At 45.0% G+C, this 17,274-nt stretch carries 14 protein-coding genes; all 14 read right to left on the minus strand.

All coding sequences use genetic code 11. From position 1 onward, the window contains the following. Window positions 1-3: 3 nt before the first annotated feature. The 14 genes from fliM to serC all read right to left on the minus strand — a co-directional run bounded on the left by fliM (window position 4) and on the right by serC (window position 17,170). Window positions 4-1,032 carry a flagellar motor switch protein FliM gene (gene fliM / locus K5620_RS13565; RefSeq protein ID WP_016401708.1) on the minus strand — a complete coding sequence of 343 codons (1,029 nt, stop codon included), beginning with the start codon at window positions 1,030-1,032 and terminating at the stop codon, window positions 4-6. 9 nt (window positions 1,033-1,041) lie between these two features. Further along, the gene (gene fliL, locus K5620_RS13570; RefSeq protein WP_016401709.1) at window positions 1,042-1,551 is read right to left on the minus strand and encodes a flagellar basal body-associated protein FliL; all 510 of its coding nucleotides are present in this window, start codon (window positions 1,549-1,551) and stop codon (window positions 1,042-1,044) included. A gap of 83 nt (window positions 1,552-1,634) precedes the next feature. Continuing rightward, a complete protein-coding gene (locus K5620_RS13575) occupies window positions 1,635-3,707 on the minus strand; it encodes a flagellar hook-length control protein FliK (protein WP_016401710.1) in 2,073 nt (690 codons plus the stop codon). 97 nt (window positions 3,708-3,804) lie between these two features. Next, window positions 3,805-4,248, minus strand: a complete 444-nt coding sequence (fliJ, locus tag K5620_RS13580; RefSeq protein ID WP_016401711.1) for a flagellar export protein FliJ — start codon at window positions 4,246-4,248, stop codon at window positions 3,805-3,807. Between the two features lie 32 nt (window positions 4,249-4,280). Next, window positions 4,281-5,624: a flagellar protein export ATPase FliI gene (gene fliI / locus K5620_RS13585; protein ID WP_016401712.1), complete on the minus strand. Its 1,344-nt coding sequence runs from the start codon at window positions 5,622-5,624 to the stop codon at window positions 4,281-4,283. Then, window positions 5,602-6,663 carry a flagellar assembly protein FliH gene (gene fliH, locus K5620_RS13590; protein WP_016401713.1) on the minus strand — a complete coding sequence of 354 codons (1,062 nt, stop codon included), beginning with the start codon at window positions 6,661-6,663 and terminating at the stop codon, window positions 5,602-5,604. Before fliH ends, fliI begins: the two co-directional genes overlap by 23 nt. Window positions 6,664-6,665: 2 nt before the next feature. Beyond that, on the minus strand, window positions 6,666-7,700 hold the full coding sequence (fliG, locus tag K5620_RS13595; RefSeq protein ID WP_040307146.1) for a flagellar motor switch protein FliG: 1,035 nt from the start codon (window positions 7,698-7,700) through the stop codon (window positions 6,666-6,668). Beyond that, on the minus strand, window positions 7,690-9,384 hold the full coding sequence (fliF, locus tag K5620_RS13600; protein ID WP_040307164.1) for a flagellar basal-body MS-ring/collar protein FliF: 1,695 nt from the start codon (window positions 9,382-9,384) through the stop codon (window positions 7,690-7,692). The genes fliG and fliF overlap by 11 nt, the downstream gene beginning before the upstream one ends. 42 nt (window positions 9,385-9,426) lie before the next feature. Continuing rightward, window positions 9,427-9,771: a flagellar hook-basal body complex protein FliE gene (gene fliE / locus K5620_RS13605; RefSeq protein ID WP_016401716.1), complete on the minus strand. Its 345-nt coding sequence runs from the start codon at window positions 9,769-9,771 to the stop codon at window positions 9,427-9,429. A gap of 72 nt (window positions 9,772-9,843) precedes the next feature. Continuing rightward, a complete protein-coding gene (locus tag K5620_RS13610) occupies window positions 9,844-12,057 on the minus strand; it encodes an EAL domain-containing protein (protein ID WP_281423314.1) in 2,214 nt (737 codons plus the stop codon). A 223-nt stretch (window positions 12,058-12,280) separates the two neighbouring features. Next, window positions 12,281-13,615 (minus strand): EAL and HDOD domain-containing protein, encoded by a 1,335-nt coding sequence (locus K5620_RS13615; RefSeq protein ID WP_016401719.1) that lies wholly within the window; start codon window positions 13,613-13,615, stop codon window positions 12,281-12,283. 50 nt (window positions 13,616-13,665) lie between these two features. Continuing rightward, window positions 13,666-14,946: a 3-phosphoshikimate 1-carboxyvinyltransferase gene (gene aroA, locus K5620_RS13620; RefSeq protein ID WP_016401720.1), complete on the minus strand. Its 1,281-nt coding sequence runs from the start codon at window positions 14,944-14,946 to the stop codon at window positions 13,666-13,668. Window positions 14,947-14,962: 16 nt separating this feature from the next. Further along, a complete protein-coding gene (gene hisC, locus K5620_RS13625; RefSeq protein ID WP_016401721.1) occupies window positions 14,963-16,072 on the minus strand; it encodes a histidinol-phosphate transaminase in 1,110 nt (369 codons plus the stop codon). 9 nt (window positions 16,073-16,081) lie between these two features. Next, complete coding sequence (gene serC, locus K5620_RS13630; RefSeq protein WP_016401722.1) at window positions 16,082-17,170, minus strand: 3-phosphoserine/phosphohydroxythreonine transaminase; 1,089 nt, start codon at window positions 17,168-17,170, stop codon at window positions 16,082-16,084. Window positions 17,171-17,274: the final 104 nt, after the last annotated feature.

A 17,274-nucleotide genomic window follows, 5' to 3' on the forward strand; every position in this document is an offset into this window, starting at 1 on the left:
ACTTTACTCGTCGCCCGGTGATGAACGGCGGCTACTTACCACCATTTCAAGGTCACTCTTCACAGTGTCTGGACGTTTTAACTGAGTATCAATTTTCAGTGCCATTTTTTCTTTCTGTCTACCAAGTTTAACTCGGTAACTAGGTAAATCTTCTACATATAACATAGCAGTTTCAGGCATCTCAACCGGGATAATATCACCTGCTTTAAGATCCATTAACTGACGCAGCGTTACGTCAGTTTCTAACAATTTGGTATGTAAACCCACTGGCACATCCATGATTTCATCACTTAGTGCTGAGCTCCAACGCTGGTCAGTGTCTTGTTTATCACTTTGCACACCCGCATCTAAAAGCTCTCGAATCGGTTCCAACATTGAATACGGCATAGATATATGGAAGTCGCCACCGCCGCCATCCAGCTCAATATGAAATGAGCTAACAACAATCACTTCGGTGGGACTCACGATATTGGCCATTGCAGGGTTTACTTCTGAGTCCAAATAATCGAAGCCAACGTCCATTACTGGCGCCCAAGCTTCTACATAGTCTTCAAAAATAATTTTAAGCAGCATTTGAATAATGCGGCGCTCGGTAGGTGTAAACTCGCGGCCTTCAATTTTGGCATGATAACGCCCATCTCCACCGAAGAAGTTCTCTACCAAAATGAACACCAAACGTGCTTCCATGGTTACTAAAGCAGTACCTTTTAAAGGTCGAAAACGAACCATGTTTAAACTGGTAGGAACAAATAGCGTGTGAACGTATTCGCCAAACTTAATCATTTGCACGCCATTAATAGATACTTCCGCTGTGCGGCGCATCATATTAAATAGGCTAATTCGCATATGCCTAGCAAATCGTTCATTAACCAACTCAAGAGTTGGCATTCGTCCACGAACGATTCGATCTTGAGAAGAGAAGTCAAACTCCACCACACTGCCAGACATTTCTGGCTCTATGATGTCCTCTTCTATGTCATCAACACCATGTAATAGCGCATCGATCTCGTCTTGGCTTAATAAATCGCTCACGTTGGTCCTTTATTGCATTACAAAGCCGGTGAATAGGATTTTTTCTACCACTACTTTACCGGTTATCTCTTTTAATGCTTTTTGTGTCTCAGTTAACGAATTCTCGCGAATTTTGTCTTTGCCTTCTTGAGTTGATAAGTCTTCTACGGTTGCAGAGCTAAATACACTCAATAAGGTCCCTTCAATCAATGGAATATGAAGCTTGGCGGCTTCTTCATTGGCAGTACCACGAACCAATAATTGTACTTTAATTTGTACTAAGCGATCTCGGTGGTCGCCCACAATATTAAATACGAATGGTCTAGGCATACCTACATATAAGGCTGTATGAGTAACTGAAGACGTTGCTTCCTCTGCTGGTTCTGCTGCAGCTGGGGCTTCATCTGAGTCGCCGCCCATTAACAAAAAGCCAACCACACCACCAATCACCAATACGGCTACAATAGCGATGATGATAATTAGCTTCTTTTTACTGCTACCTTCACCATCTTCTACTTTTAATTCTGATTCTTCAGCCATCTACGTTTCCATGAAATTATCGCTAAACTGCTTTTATTATTACATAGTTAAGAGGCGCTTCAACAGCATCTCATAGAAATAAACTAGGCATAAAAGTCAATGCCATCACTGTTTGCATGATTCGCCAGCAATGCGCTCATGTCTTGCTCAGTAGTATCATCAACCAGTTCGCCGTTGGTCGATTGTCCACCAGCCGTTGTTTGGCCTCCACCTTGTTGAGAAGCGCTGCCTTGATTTTGTTGGCTAACCTGATTTTGCCCCAGTTCGATTCCCTGTTGCTGCAGCATTTCTCGTAAACGTGGCATTGTTTGTTCCAAAGCTTCACGCGCTTGCGGATTTTGTACTTGAATTTGTACCGAGACTTGTTGGTCTTGATTCATTTGCAAGCGAATTTGCATGCTTCCTAGCTCCGCAGGGTCTAAACGAATTTCAGCCTTTTGCATGCCTTGGCTTAACATGTATTGTACCCGTTGGTTTAACTCAGCTGGCGCTTGGTATTGCGCAGGGTTCAAACGCTCATTGAACTGCGTTGCTTTGTCATTAACTTGATTAGCTTGCTGAGCTTGTTTTAGTACAGCTTCATTACTTCCTTGCTCTGCCCGAGCCACCACGTCGGCGCCCGAAGCAGCTCTAAAAAGACTGTGGTGCTCTTGTGGTCGAGTAGCTTCAGCTTGGTTAGGTAATCCCTGTTGTTGGGTCTGTGATGATTGCTGTTCCTTATGCTCGGAACCATTTTCACCGCTCGATTGCTTGCTACTCGCAGCAGTAATACTTGCGCTCGCAAGTTTATCGCTTTGCTGGGCAACATCTGCAGCGCTAACTTTACTGTTAACCGTAGTGTTAGTGCCCTGCTGAACAGCGACGCCAGCTTTAGGCTCGTCGCTTACTTTATTGGTTTGCTGAGCAGCCACAGCTTCGCCGCTTAATTTAGCATTCAGCTCTTTCGCCCTTGTTTCCTCTTGGTCTAAATGAGGTTTAGCCATTGAATGATTAGCTTGAGCTTCACCCTGTTGTTTTAAGCGGTTTTGCTCTGCTAAAGATAAAGGCTTTTCAGAAGCTTTGTCTTGGGCAGCACTTAGGGATTTATCCGCGAGAGCTTTTTCTGTAGTGCTAGAAGCTAAGGCTTCGGACTCTTTAGCCTTAAGCGCTTTTTGCTCATCACTTCGACTAACAGTAGCAACAACTTTGTCTAATGGCGCTTTTTCATTAGCGCTTGAAGTCAAACGCTCACCCTCTTTAGCACTTAAGGTTTTGTTATGCTCACCCGCTAAAGCTGGTGCATTTTCTTTGATAATTCGCTCATTGCTTGGGTCAAGCTTTGGGTCTTTATCAGCAACTTTTTTGGGTTCCACTGGTTCACCAGCGAGCTGTTGTTTATTGCTGCTTTGCTCTTGGCCAGCGGTGGTTTTATCAGTTGTTTCTGACTTTGTAGAGTTCAGACCTTCTACTGCGGCTTCTTTTGAGATAGCTGTTTGAGCGTTTTGTGAACCAGCAGTTGCTGCGATATCTACTTTAACGGGTTTAGCTGCAGCATCTTTCCCATCGCTCACTTGGCTACTGTCTTTAGCATCGCTCGAATGCGCTTTGGTTGCTTCTGCTTGAGTAGGCGGCAACTCTCTGCCGCTTTGTGTTGTTTGATTAACTAACGTTTGCTTATCGGCTGCTAGTTTTTCATCGCCAACGGCTGTTTTCTCTTGTTTTAAGGAAGAGTCACTATCAACAAGCGACTGTTTTTGTAGATTTTTACTAGGAGTTTCAGTGTCAACGGATTCCTCATTACTAGACTCTTCACTACTGGTAATGTCTTTACTATCAGGGGTTTTACTACCGTTAACTAGCTCTGTCTCAGCAGTTTTATTAGTTTCACCTTGGTTTTTATCTATACCTTCGGCCGCTTGCTTGGCATTATCCAACTGTTTTAATAAATCACTAGGACTTTGAGCTTTACCAGCTTCAGCATCGTCACTCACATTATTTTTCGAGCCGGAAAGCTGCTTTTCAATCGCTTGCTTTACTGGGCTATCAGCTTTTGGGAGATGCTCTAACTCTTTGACTAATTTAGCAAAATCGTCACTTTTCTCAGAGGGACTAAGCGCTGCACTTCCTAGTGAAGAAAACTGTTTGGCATTGGCTGTGTCGGTTAACAGTAATTCCATATATTTGCTTACCCTTGCGATAAAAATATTTGTTTCGCGACCCACATATTGAAGGCGCGCTAGCATTATCTAAAATTCAAAGCATTAAACGTGCCGATTAGCTCGCTTGACCTCGAAGATGTGCATATAGCGCATATTCATCTAATAGTTTTTGCTCTTCACGTGCTTGTTTATTCTGTTTTTGTTTTACTTGTTTATCAATCAGCAGCTCCATAGCTTTGCGCTTTGCTTGTACATCTAGCCATTGCTTGCGCTTCAACAACACGTTCTTTTTCACCTGTTCAATGCTTTTCCCCTGCTGAACGCTGGCTTGTTCAAGCTTTTGAATAAACAATTGATATTGGTGAAAACTATCCGCATAAAAGCCGTCAACTCCCTTAGCTAAGGCTTGCTCGAGATAGGAACGTCGGTAGTCTTCGAGATGCGCAAGTTGTGCTTCAAATTCGCTAAGTTGCTGTTGTGCTTCGGCCATGTCTCGGGCGGCGTCTTGCTCTTGTTCTTGCAAGCGTTCCACCATTAAATATAAAGCTCGCCTTGCCATGCCCATCTCCTACTCAACTAAATCTTAGTTGCTTATAATGGGCCTTGCGCGTTGATGTTAGCCATTTGCATGGTGCGTTCCATCCGCGTCAGACTTTCGTCATAAGCTACTACTTCTTTCATTTCTTGCTGCAAGAACTGATCCATATGCGGCTTCATAGCGATGGCTAAATCAATGCGTTTATCTGCGCCGCGTTGGTAGGCGCCAATAGCGATAAGGTCTTGGTTTTGCTGGTAAGAAGCATTGAGCGATTTTAGCTGGCGAGCCAGTTGCTGATGCCCCTCACTCGTTACTGCAGGCATTACCCGACTGATTGACTTTTCAATATCAACCGCGGGGTAATGGCCAGAGTCGGCTAACTCGCGCGACAATACTATATGTCCGTCAAGAATAGCTCGGGCGGCATCGGCAATCGGATCCTGTAAATCGTCACCTTCGGTAAGCACGGTAAAAAAGGCGGTGATAGAACCTTGCCCTTCTCCGCCATTACCGGCGCGCTCTACCAGACGAGGTAGCTTGGCAAAAACCGATGGTGGATAACCTTTGGTAGCTGGCGGCTCACCAATGGCTAATGCTATTTCACGCTGGGCTTGGGCGTAGCGAGTTAAAGAGTCCATTAGCAGTAAAACATTTAAGCCTTGATCGCGGAAGTACTCGGCAATGGTTAAAGTAGTGTCACAGCCCTTCAAACGCATAAGCGGTGAAGCATCGGCAGGCGCAGCCACCACAACCGCCCGTTGGCGGCCTTCTTCACCTAAAATGTCGTCAATAAACTCTTTTACTTCTCGGCCACGTTCACCAATCAACCCCACTACGACTACATCAGCAGTAGTTCCTCGCGTCATCATGCCCATGAGTACACTTTTACCCACACCAGAGCCGGCAAATAGGCCCATTCGCTGCCCCTGACCTACGGTAAGTACCGAATTAATCGAACGAACCCCAACATCCAATGGTTGTTTAATTGGCTTTCTTGCCATGGGGTTTAAACGCGCGGAGCTAAGGTTAGTGGTTTGCTTGCAATTAATATCACCCAATCCATCGAGTGGTTTGCCTACGCCGTCAATTACTCGACCAAGTAACTCCATACCTACTGGAATACCGTGGTGTTCATGCATTGGAATAACTCGAGCGCCAGGCAGCACTCCAGTAAGCTGTTCACTGGGCATCAGGAAAAGCTTATCGCCAGAAAAACCAACCACTTCAGCTTCTAAAAAACCGTCAAGCGTTTCTACTGAACAAAGCGAGCCTACTGGCGCGCGACAGCCAACGGCTTCTAAGGTTAAGCCAACCACCCGAGTCAATTTACCCGCAACCGTTGGTGCGTTGCGAACATGCTCAGTGTTATAAGCTTTAAGTCGTTGGCTCAGCGTCATCGTCTTGACCATTTTGGCGAATAAAAGACTGTAGGCTTTGTTTAATCACTTCATTCATATCTACAGATACTGAAGAAAGGTCGTTTTCAATTAAACAGTCACCTTGCGTTAGGCTACCATCTGCTAATAATTGCCAGTTTTTCTTTGCTTGGGTTTCTGGAGGAAACACAGCTTGAATCACCGCCATGTCTTCTGGGTGTAGATGAATGCGAATATGTTGTTTTTGCAAAGGCAGCGCAGCTACTGCTTGCTTAACGGTTTTGGCGATTATGCTCGGGTTAGTCACCAGCTCTACTTGGACAATCTCTGCCGCTAGTTTAGTGGCTAGCTCTACCACTTGTTGCTCAACCTCTTCATCAATCTGTTTATTGGGCTGATGAAGCTGATCAATAAGCCCTTGCCAACGGCTGCTTAACTGATCAATTTGTTGCTGTCCTTCGCTTAAACCTTGGCTTAAGCCCTCTTGATGGCCTTGTGCCTTGCCTTGTTCCAAGCCTTCTTCGTGGCCGGTTAGCAAACCTTCTTTGTGACCTTCCGCTTTACCTTCAGCTTTGCCCTCTTCATAAGCAGACTGTCGAAGCGCTTCAAGCTCTTCAATTGTCATCGGCTCAAATTGAATTTCAGGCTCTTCTTCAACGGGCTCTTCGTTGAACCACGCTGGCTTCATATTGAATACGTTGCTAGTAGGCTCTTCTTCAACATGGTGGGGATCGGTGAAGTCAGGGAGAGGCCACGCTATATCGTCTTCTGGCTCAGATTCAGCCTGTTCATTATTTGGTAGTTCATTATTTAGCTGTTCAGCCGCTATATTTTGCTGTTCTGCTGCATCGGCTAACATCGCGTCAATCGCCGCTTGTTCGTCGCTTACATCGCTACTTTGCTCTTCTGTTGCTGGCGCTTCACTGGCTGGTGAAGCGTCATTTTGCTCTAAAAGCGCAGCTATCTCATCTTCATCCATCATCTCGCTGGACGCTTCAATTGGAGCGTCTTGCGCGAGATCTTCGCTCTCTTGTTCTGGCGTTTTATCTTGGTCGCTCATGTTTATAAGAACTCATCTCCACCGCCGCCGCCAATCATAATTTCACCGGCTTCTGAGAGGCGTCGAGCAATCGACAGAATTTCTTTCTGGGCAGTTTCAACTTCACTAACCTTGATTGGTCCCATGGCTTCAAGGTCATCTTTAAGCATTTCTGCAGCACGTTTAGACATGTTATTGAAGATCTTGTCTTTCAGTGAATCGTCAGCACCTTTAAGTGCTTTTTGCAGTAACTCGCCCGGAACATCACGCAGCAAGGTTTGGATACCACGGTCGTCGATATCCACCAAGTTTTCGAATACAAACATAAGATCTTGAATTTGTTGGGCCATCTCTTCGTCGCTTTCGCGAATAGAGTCCATCAACATGCCTTCCATGTTGGTATCTAAGAAGTTCATGATGTTTGCTGCAGCTTTCAGGCCGCCCATCTTTGCAGCTTGTGCACCAGCTTGACCAGCAAACTGTTTCTCCATAATTTCATTTAATTCGGTTAGTGCCGCAGGCTGAACTTCTTCAAGATTGGCAATACGCATCATTAAGTCTAAGCGCACTTTATCTTGGAATTGCGACATAATCTCAGCAGATTGCTCAGCTTCTAAATAAGACAATACAATGGTTTGGATTTGCGGGTGTTCGTTTTGAATGATGTTAGCCACCTGGCGCGCATCCATCCATTTCAAGGAATCAAGGCCTTTAGCACCACTACCCATGATGATTTGGTCAACTAGGCTAGACGCACGGTCTTCACCCAATGCTGCGGTTAAGGCATTACGAACAAAGTCTTGACTACCAATACCAATATTGGTGTATTTTTGGATGTCATCAATAAACAAACGATGAACCGCAACCACTCGGTCGTGAGAAAAGTCTTCTAATGATGCCATCGCCATACCTAAACGCTGAACCTGCTTTGGCTCAAGGTGGCGGAAAATAGTAGCGGCATCGTCTTCATTGAGGCTCAGCATCAAAATCGCTGCGCGCTCAATACCACTCATATCACCGAGGACTTCCTCTGGATTTACTTCATCTTCATTTGGCATCGTTAATTACCCAATCTTTAATCACCATCGCCGCTAGGTCTGGCTCATTTGCTACTAGCGCACGAACCGCTTTTAGCATGTCTTCATCTTTATGTAAGTCTGGCAGTTTAAGCTGACCATCGCGAATACCAAAGTCTACTTCAGTATTATCTGCCGAGATAAGCTGTAAATCATCGTCATTTTCGTAAGCGGCTAATGCTGCATCTAAATCAGTTTCGGCCTGCTCGTCTTCTTCACCGCTAGATAGAATGCGATTCAGCATTGGGCGAACCACAGCAACAATCAATACAATTAATACCAGTACGCTGCCTGCTATCCGCATCGCTCGCCAGAACCAAGCTTGCTCCCAAACGGGTAAATCAGCTTCGGTGAAAATTTCTGGGCGAGAAAACGGTACACTTACCACCTCTAAGGTATCGCCGCGGCTTAGGTTAAAACCTACACCGCCTTGCAATAAACGGCGAATGCTGGCCATTTGTTCAGCCGAGCGCGGCTCGCGGGTTGTTTCGCCACTGTCAGAAACTTGACTGTTGTAATCCAAGGCCACCGATACACTCAAGCGTCTCAAGGTTCCCACTTGAGAGCGAGTATGGCTGATGGTGGTATCTAGCTCATAGTTACGGGTAGATTCTTTATGGCTGCTGCCTGATTGAACTTGGTTATTGGCAGCTCCCGCTTGCTCTGGAATTTCTGCTGGCAGTGGAGGTTGATTAGTTAACGCACCTGGGATGCCAATAGCGCCGGCACCAACATTGTTATCTTCAATAGTGTATTCGCTGCGAACAGCAGGTAAATCTGGGTTAAAGCGTTTTTGAGTTTGTTCAACGGCAGTAAAATCAAGTGTTACATCTACTTCAGCTGTGTAGTTGCCCACGCCCACGATTGGGATCATGATGGCGTCAATTTTGTCTTTATATTCTTCTTCGCGCTTACGCTCCATCTCAAATTCTTTGCGAGTGCGTGAAGATAGCGGGTCTTGGCTACCCGAGTTTAATAAGCGGCCGTTTTGATCGGTCACCGTAACGCGAGTAGGCACTAAGCCTTGAACTGCGGAAGCAACAATATCGACGATCGAGTCAATTTCTTCCTGCTTAAGGCCATTTCCGCCACGCAAGTTAACCACCACGGTAGCTGATGGCTTTTGCTCACGGCGGGCAAATACGTTGCTTTTAGGAATGGCGAGCAGTACTTGCGCTTTATTCACCGATTTCATTTGCTCGATGGCGGTAGCTAACTGACGCTCACGACTAAGCTTTAGTCGCTCCCCTTCTAAGCGTTGGCTAACACCAAAGCCCATATCGTTTAGTAAAATTTGCTCACCAGCAGGCGCTGCTTCGGTTAGTCCAGAGCGGCGTAGTTTAAGTTTAATATCTTGATATTGCTCGGCATTCACTAATACAGTGTTGCCTTCAATAGTATAAGGAATTTTTTGGGCGTCTAAGAAGTCGAGTGTCTCCACCAACTCGCTAGTATTCATATTACCCAGCGGACGCATCTCGGGCTCTTTAGCCCACATCAATAGGAAGACAGCCATTGCCAAACAAATAGCCAAAGCCAAAATCATGATGATTTGACGCAGCACGTCACCATTGCTTAAAAATGATAAGGCAGAGCTTTGCTGCTCGGTAGCCTCTAAGCTATCACCTTCGCTATCTGAACCTAGTAGTGCCGGTTCTTGACTCATTGCGTTACTTCCTTCGCTAGCCACAATATTCTCCTAGCCACATTAAACCGGCATGGACATGATTTCTTTATAAGCATCAACTAGCTTATTTCTTACTTGAACCGTTGCATCAAAAGCGATGCTAGATTTTTGAGCGGCAATCATTACATCACCAATGCCCACACTGCGGTCGCCTAAATCAAAGCGGGTTCGCAAGTCATTGGCATTAGATTGCAAGCCATTAACATTATTTATCGCGTCTTTTAGCAGGTTACCAAAATCGCTGTTTACCGAAGAGGTCGTTATCTGGCTGCTTGGCGTAGCAATGTCGTTGGCGATACCGCCTGTTTTCATTTCGCCAGCCATTGATTGCAGTTCGCTAAATAGGTTTGCCGAATCTACTCTCATGATTTCCCTCTACCGCCAGATAAATGGCATTGTTCTTAAGATATACAGGGAAAAGCAAAAGCCGCGCCAAGATTAATTAACAACTAATCGAAGGTTCTCTTTTGTAGATGTTTTAGGCAGATAGTTCTTCACAAAGTCAGCTTCTGGCTGAGGTCTCGCAAAGAAATAGCCTTGCGCTTGCTCACAACCCATTACCGAAGCAAGGTTGGCTTGAACTTGAGTTTCAATACCCTCGATGAGTACTTGATACTTCATACTGCGGGCGATCATCACCATCGCTTTAACAATGTGTTGATCCGATAAATTATCTTCTAAGCCGCTAACAAAGGCGCGGTCAATTTTAAGTACCGTTACTGGCAAATGCTTAAGATAAGCCATTGAAGAATAACCGGTACCAAAGTCGTCAATGGCAATACCAAAGCCTGCATCACGCATTCGCTGAATACTGGCTTTAGCTTCTGTTGGTTGTTCCATCATAGCCGACTCGGTGATCTCGATACAGATACGCTGTGGATTAACCTGCCACTGTTTGGCATAGTTGATCGCAATTTTCTCTGCATGACCCAGCGACACTGTGGCAGCAGAAAAGTTTACCGATAGCTTAAAGCCTTCAGGTAGTTGGCTAGAGAAGCGCGCCATAAAGCGCATAGCATTTTGGAACACCCACTTATCTAGCTGCAGTACCAAACCGGTTTCTTCGGCAACCGGTACAAACTCATCGGGTGAGATGGCTCCGTCTTCGGTAAACCAACGCAACAATACTTCGGCACCAATCACTTTATTGGTTTTTAAACAGTATTGCGGCTGAAAGAATAAATCTAATTCGTTATTGCCAATAGCGCGACGCAACTTAGATTCTAAGGTGAGTTTTACTAAACCCGCTTGGCTTAAATCCGGTCGGTAACGGCAAACACTTACACCCGTTTTAACCGCGTGATTTAACGCGGTAAAGGTATTAGCTAACAAAGTATCGCTATGCAAGGCTTCACGCCTTGGATGGTAACTGCAGTAACCCACATGACAGCGAGTCAGCAATTGAAGTTGTTCTAAACGCAACCAACCGCGACAGCTTTGCACAATTTGCTTAGCGATTTCGATGACTTCTTTGTCTTTATTCACATTTGGCACAACCACTACAAAGTAATGGTGATACCAGTAGGCTAATTGTGCTTCAGGGTAATGCTTACGTAGGCTTTTTTGTACGCGCTTGGCATAGGCTTCTTTAGTGACTTCGCCTAAGCGCTGACCGAAGTTTTCAAATACTTCATTTTGCCTTGGGAAATCAAACATTAATACCGATAACGGGGTTGCATCATCTAACCAGTTGGTCAGTAAGCGGGTAATATGGCGACGATTAGGCAAGCTGGTTACTTCATCATGGTTTTTCCAATAATCAAGTTGCTCGCGCAGCTGTAAGGTTTTGTTATTGGCTTTTTTAAGATGCTGCCTTACTAATACAAAGGCGGAGGTCACTATCGAAAGCAACAACGATACACCGAGAAGCCACCAGTAAGAAAACTGCCCTGTTTGGCCGCTATTGGCCGCGTAAGCCTGCCAGCGTCGATAAGTCTGTTCGCTATAATCGGCCTCAAAAGACAGAATGCCGCGGTTCATTAAATCCACTAAAGGCTGCCAATCTTCTCGAATAGCAAAGCGGTGCAGCACGCCATGTTCAAGCTGAAACGCTTGCTGTAAGCGCCATTGAGGATGGGCACGTAAGTTAGCGGCCACTTCATCACTGCCCGCAAGCAAAGCAACACTTTGCTGCTCCACCACCGATTGCAAGGCTTCAACCAAGCTTGCATAGACGATGATGTTTACATCGGGGTATTTGCTTAATAAGGCTTCGTGAGCACTACTCCCTGCAACCGTTGCTACGTTCTTACCAGCTAATTGTTTCATATTAGCGAAACGCGCTTGCTCTAGCGGATGAAATAACGCTAGTGGTTGAACCCAAGTGGTTAAGGTGTAATGAACAAAAGGGCTAAGACGGCGGTGCGAACTGGCGCTGCTAAGCATGTCCACTTGGCCATGTTGTAAGGCCATTATCGCATCAGTGATATTAGGATAAGCGGTGTACTTGAGTTTTAAACGGGTTTGAAAAGCCAGCTGATTTAGCGCTTCTACCGCGTAGCCTTGAGGAGTACCAGCCTGATCAATAGTCTCCAGCGGCAAACGGTCTGCCACAACAGCAACCCTGATTTCTGGATTATCTTCGAGCCATTGATATTCACTCGCATTGACTATATAGGCGTTCGCGCCTAACGACCAACAACAACCTACCACTAGCAACGTTAAGAATCTAACGAGGCACAACCGCAAACTATTTAGCTCCTAAAAAAACGCTCTGACCTGGCATTCGTTGCACCAAGTTCATAGTCGTGACAGCATACCAAAAAGCTAAGAAAAATAGTTGACCTGAGTGCAACTTAATTCACTAAAACTTAGTTTATTAAGCTCTTGAGTCACAATTTTCAAGAAAGTAAGCAAAATCATATATTGAGCTAGCTCAATTTTGCCCAATCAACGACTGATATTGCTCACTCCAAAGCAGCGCTTGAAGATTTAACTGCTCTACTTGGGTGTAGTCCATGCGCAGTTGTTCAGCCAAACGCTCAGTTTTATACCAATGCCCTTCCTCATAAGATTTTATGGTCAGTAACATGGCTCTCAACATCGACGGCTGTTCTGAACACAAGGCGTCACGAATGTCTTGATCGAGCGGTAAGCTATACAGAACATCTGTTAGAGGTTTATCTAAAATGGCATCAAGCAAGGAAAACAATCCACATAAAAACGCCGTTTCTTGCATGCTCGGCGATTTGCGCATCGCTACTAGTTCACAGAACCTAGCCCGATGCACCGACATACGCACCAGCTCACGCGGCTTGTGGCTTACGGTCATGGCATTGGCTAACAATGCCACCAACTTTCGCAACTGATTATTGCCGATATACACCACGGCTTGCTTAATTGATGCGATGTCTTCGACAATTGGCAAACTTCCAGAATTAACAAAACGCAGTAGCTTGTAGGTTAATCCCGTATCACGTTCAAAATAGCGTACAACTTCATTAATGTTTACGTCTTCACGAGTCGCGGCATAGAACAAACGGGATATCATCAAATAGCTAGCATCAATGTCTTTAGCCACTTGCATTTCGGGCTGACAAAAGTAGTAACCTTGAAAGAAGTTAAAGCCCATTTCTTTAGCTTGTTGATATTCCGCTTGCGTTTCTACCTTTTCGGCCAATAATTTGATGTTTTTACGTGATTTTACGGCCCTAAAAAGCGATTCTAGTTGATCAAATGGCGTACGCTGTATATCAACCTTTATAAGCCGAACAAACTTTAAGTAAGGCTCCCATTCAGGCCGATAAATGAAGTCGTCAAAAGCCAATCTATAACCACGATGAAACAAGGACTGACAACGCTTATATAGCTTGTCGCTGGGTTTGACATCTTCTAAAATTTCTATCACTACCTGCTTATTGGGTAGCAACTTTATCATTTCAGAATGGAGGCTTTCTTCAGGGAAATTGATTAAGGCTGGTTTGCCTTGAGTGATCGCATTCAAGCCGTCATTTAGCTGAGTGCGGATAATCAGCTTGGAGGTCGCTTCATGTGGATCAATGTCGGGAAAGACATTGTCTGGTCCATCCCTAAAAAGTAGCTCATAGGCTACCACCCGCTGCCGGCGATCGAGGATCGCCTGCCGCGCAGTATAAACATTCATAGTCCAGTTACCGTTTCTGCCGTACTTTATGATGTGGCTTTTTGCCTTTATATTAATAAACTCAAACTTTTTGCTTGAGCCAAAGTACGGACGTAAAAAAAGAGTCACAAAAGTGACTCTTTTAAGACTAACTAAGTTACCAACACATTTCGATAGTTTTATTCGCTAAGTTGCTGCAAGCGCTCAAAATAATCAGGAAATGTTTTAGAAGTACACTTTGGATCGTTAATTGTTACAGGTGTATCGCTTAAGGCAACCAAAGAAAAACACATAGCCATGCGGTGGTCGTCGTAGGTATCAATCGCTGCGTGATTCAAACTCGCAGGAGGAGTAACTTCGATAAAGTCGTGCCCTTCAGTTACTGTTGCACCCACTTTTTTAAGCTCGGTGGCCATAGCAGCTAATCGGTCGGTTTCTTTTACTCGCCAGTTATATACATTGCGAATGGCGGTAGTGCCTTTGGCAAACAATGCAGTGGTAGCAATAGTCATCGCAGCATCAGGAATATGGTTCATGTCCATATCTACCGCGCTTAGCTCGCCGCTACGAGCGATAATGTAATCGTCGCCCCACTCGATATCGGCGCCCATTGCAGCCAATACATCAGCAAATAATACATCGCCCTGCATAGACTTTTTGCCTACGCCAGTCACTTTTACTTCACCGCCTTTAATTGCACCAGCGGCAAGGAAGTAAGAAGCCGAAGACGCATCACCTTCAACCAAAAACTCGCCAGCTCCTTGATAGATTTGCTGACCTTTAACGATAAAGCGTTGGTAGTTATCGTTTTCAACTTCGACACCGAAGGCAGCCATCATCTTAAGGGTGATATCGATATAAGGCTTTGATACTAGTTCACCAACAATACTAATTTCAGTGTCTTGTTGGGCATAAGGTGCAGCCATTAAAAAGGCCGTTAAGAACTGACTAGATACAGAACCGTCGATGTCGACCTTGCCGCCAGCTAAGCCAGTGCCTTTAATACTTAAAGGAGGGTAGTTTTCATTCTTTAGGTAAGTGACGTCGGCTCCCACTTGGCGTAAGGCATCAACTAAGGCGCCAATTGGGCGCTCTTCCATGCGCGGTTCACCGGTTAAGGTAAACTCACCTTGGCTCAAACATAGGGCGGCACACAAAGGACGCATTGCCGTTCCAGCATTGCCTAAGAATAATTCTTCGGCTTGAGCAACCTTAAAAGCTCTGCCTAAACCAGTTACTGTGCAACGGCTACGATCTTCAGAAAGCTGATAATCTACACCAAGCTTTTTAAGTGCATTTAGCATGTGGCGAATGTCGTCACTGTCGAGCAGGTTACTTAATACGGTTTCGCCTTCAGCCAGTGCAGCTAATAACAATGCACGATTTGATACGCTTTTTGAGCCAGGTAAATTAATTTCACCGTTAATACGAGAAATAGGCTGTAAAGTTAATTGTTCCATGAATCGAAATCTCTACTTAAATTGAGCCAATTAGCTGGCTTAAAGCTTTAATAAAAGTTTGGTTTTCTTGTTCGGTACCGATGCTTACACGCAGATAACCAGGCATCTGATATGGGCCCACCGGCCTAACTATCACGCCTTTATGGAGTAACTGCTGATAAAGCTCTTGAGCATCGCCACTTGGCGCTAAAAAGCTAATAAAATTCCCTTTTGAAGGAATATAGCTAATAGCATTTTGCTTAAAGAACTGGCTTAACAGCAGCAAACCTTGCTGATTCAACGCGATACTTTGCTGTAAATATTGCTGATCTTTTAGCGCCGCCACTGCCGCCACCAAGCTAAGGCTATTCACGTTAAACGGCTGACGTAAGCGGTTTAGCAAATCTGCAATCTCAGGGCTAGAAATAGCGTAACCAACGCGCAAGCCAGCTAAACCATAAGCCTTAGAAAAGGTGCGAGTAATCACTAGGTTGCTAAACTGCGCTAACCAGCTTGTTGAAGGTGCCTGCTCGTCTTCAGACAAGTACTCGTAATAAGCCTCGTCTAAAACCACCACTACATTTTCTGGCACCTTTTGCATAAAGCCATATAGTGCATCACTGCTAAGAAAAGTACCTGTTGGGTTATTCGGATTAGCGATAAACACCAAACGGGTCTTATCAGTAATCGCTTCGGCCATGGCATCTAAATCGTGCCCCCAGTCTTTGGCTGGAACAACTACTGCTTTTGCGCCTATTGCTTGTGTCACAATTGGGTAAACAACAAAAGCATGTTGTGAGAACACCACTTCGTGCTCGCTGCTCACAAATACTCTAGCAATTAAGTCCAATACATCATTTGAGCCATTGCCTAAGGTAAATTGCTCAGCAGTCAAGCCGTATTTATCAGCCAGCGCTTGTTTTAGATAAAAGCCATTTGAATCTGGATAACGAGTTAGTTCACTGGTGGCTTTTTCAATTGCGGCCAAGGCCAGTGGGCTCATGCCCAAAGGGTTTTCGTTAGAGGCGAGCTTAACAATGTTACTAATGCCCAACTCACGTTCTAGCTCGTCGGTTGGTTTACCTGCTTGATAAGGGTGTAAACCTTGTATGCCTTGATTGGCTAAAGCATGAAAATCACACGTCATGAAAATTCCTTAGCGATTGCGCTGGGCAAAGTCAGCCATAAAGTCTACTAAGGCTTGCACGCCTTCAATTGGCATTGCATTGTAAATGCTTGCACGCATACCACCAACAATTCGGTGACCTTTTAAAGTCACCAATCCAGCGGCTGCAGACTCGGCTAAAAAGGCGGCATCCAGCTCGCTATTCGCTAACTGAAAAGGCACATTCATTTTGGAACGGTTTTCAGGAGCAACATTATTTTGGTAGAAATCACTACTATCAATATATGAGTAAAGTAACTCGGCTTTAGCTGCATTTTTCTCAGCCATTGCAGTTAATCCACCCTGTTGCTTTAACCATTTAAACACCAAGCCAGCTAAATACCATGAATAGGTAGGCGGGGTATTAAACATGGAATCACTGCCCGCTAATAAGCTGTAGTTAAAGATATTTGGTGTTAATGGGTGAGCGTTATCCAGTAAATCGTCACGCACAATAGCAATCGCTAAACCCGAAGGGCCAATATTCTTTTGCGCGCCAGCGTAAATTAAACCGAACTTACTCACATCAATAGGTTGCGACAAAATCGTTGAAGAGAAATCGCCGACTAATACCATGTCTCCCACATCGGGGATGTCATCAATGGCAATGCCCTCGATGGTTTCATTTGGGCAGTAATGAACATAAGCGGCATCTTTATCTAATTGCCACTCAGCGCTTGGCTTTACGCTGATTTGTCCTTGCTCATTGCTACTTAGCGCGTCAAATACACTCGCTTGGGCGTGCTTTTCACCCTCAGCTACTGCACCTTTAGACCACTGGCCAGTAGTAATAAAGCTGATTGACTTTTTATCACCTAATAGGTTTAGCGGCGCAGCAGCAAATTGACCACGTCCACCACCTTGGCAAAACAGCACTTTGTAGTTATCTGGAATATTTAATAAATCGCGGAGATCTTGCTCGGCCTCGGCGGCCATAGCGATATATTCTTTACCACGGTGACTAACTTCCATCACCGATACACCTAGACCTTGCCAGTTACAAAACTCGGCTTGCGCCTGCTTCATTACCGCTTCAGGTAACATCGCAGGACCAGCACAAAAGTTATAGATTTTGTCCATGCTACATCTCTTACTCTATGTTGTGTGCGACCACTTAAGTGGTTCATATAATCTATTTAAACTAAAACGAGCGGCTAAAAGCCGCCCGTTGTTTTATATTTTTA

This window comes from Agarivorans albus (assembly GCF_019670105.1).
GTDB lineage: Bacteria > Pseudomonadota > Gammaproteobacteria > Enterobacterales > Celerinatantimonadaceae > Agarivorans > Agarivorans albus.

Excerpts from the sequence above, each read along its gene's own strand:
- fliL (WP_016401709.1), bottom strand. The coding sequence starts at position 1,551 with ATGGCTGAAGAATCAGAATTAAAAGTAGAAGATGGTGAAGGTAGCAGT.
- K5620_RS13575 (WP_016401710.1), bottom strand. The coding sequence starts at position 3,707 with ATGGAATTACTGTTAACCGACACAGCCAATGCCAAACAGTTTTCTTCA.
- fliJ (WP_016401711.1), bottom strand. The coding sequence starts at position 4,248 with ATGGCAAGGCGAGCTTTATATTTAATGGTGGAACGCTTGCAAGAACAA.
- fliI (WP_016401712.1), bottom strand. The coding sequence starts at position 5,624 with ATGACGCTGAGCCAACGACTTAAAGCTTATAACACTGAGCATGTTCGC.
- fliH (WP_016401713.1), bottom strand. The coding sequence starts at position 6,663 with ATGAGCGACCAAGATAAAACGCCAGAACAAGAGAGCGAAGATCTCGCG.
- fliG (WP_040307146.1), bottom strand. The coding sequence starts at position 7,700 with ATGCCAAATGAAGATGAAGTAAATCCAGAGGAAGTCCTCGGTGATATG.
- fliF (WP_040307164.1), bottom strand. The coding sequence starts at position 9,384 with ATGAGTCAAGAACCGGCACTACTAGGTTCAGATAGCGAAGGTGATAGC.
- fliE (WP_016401716.1), bottom strand. The coding sequence starts at position 9,771 with ATGAGAGTAGATTCGGCAAACCTATTTAGCGAACTGCAATCAATGGCT.
- aroA (WP_016401720.1), bottom strand. The coding sequence starts at position 14,946 with ATGGAACAATTAACTTTACAGCCTATTTCTCGTATTAACGGTGAAATT.
- hisC (WP_016401721.1), bottom strand. The coding sequence starts at position 16,072 with ATGACGTGTGATTTTCATGCTTTAGCCAATCAAGGCATACAAGGTTTA.
- serC (WP_016401722.1), bottom strand. The coding sequence starts at position 17,170 with ATGGACAAAATCTATAACTTTTGTGCTGGTCCTGCGATGTTACCTGAA.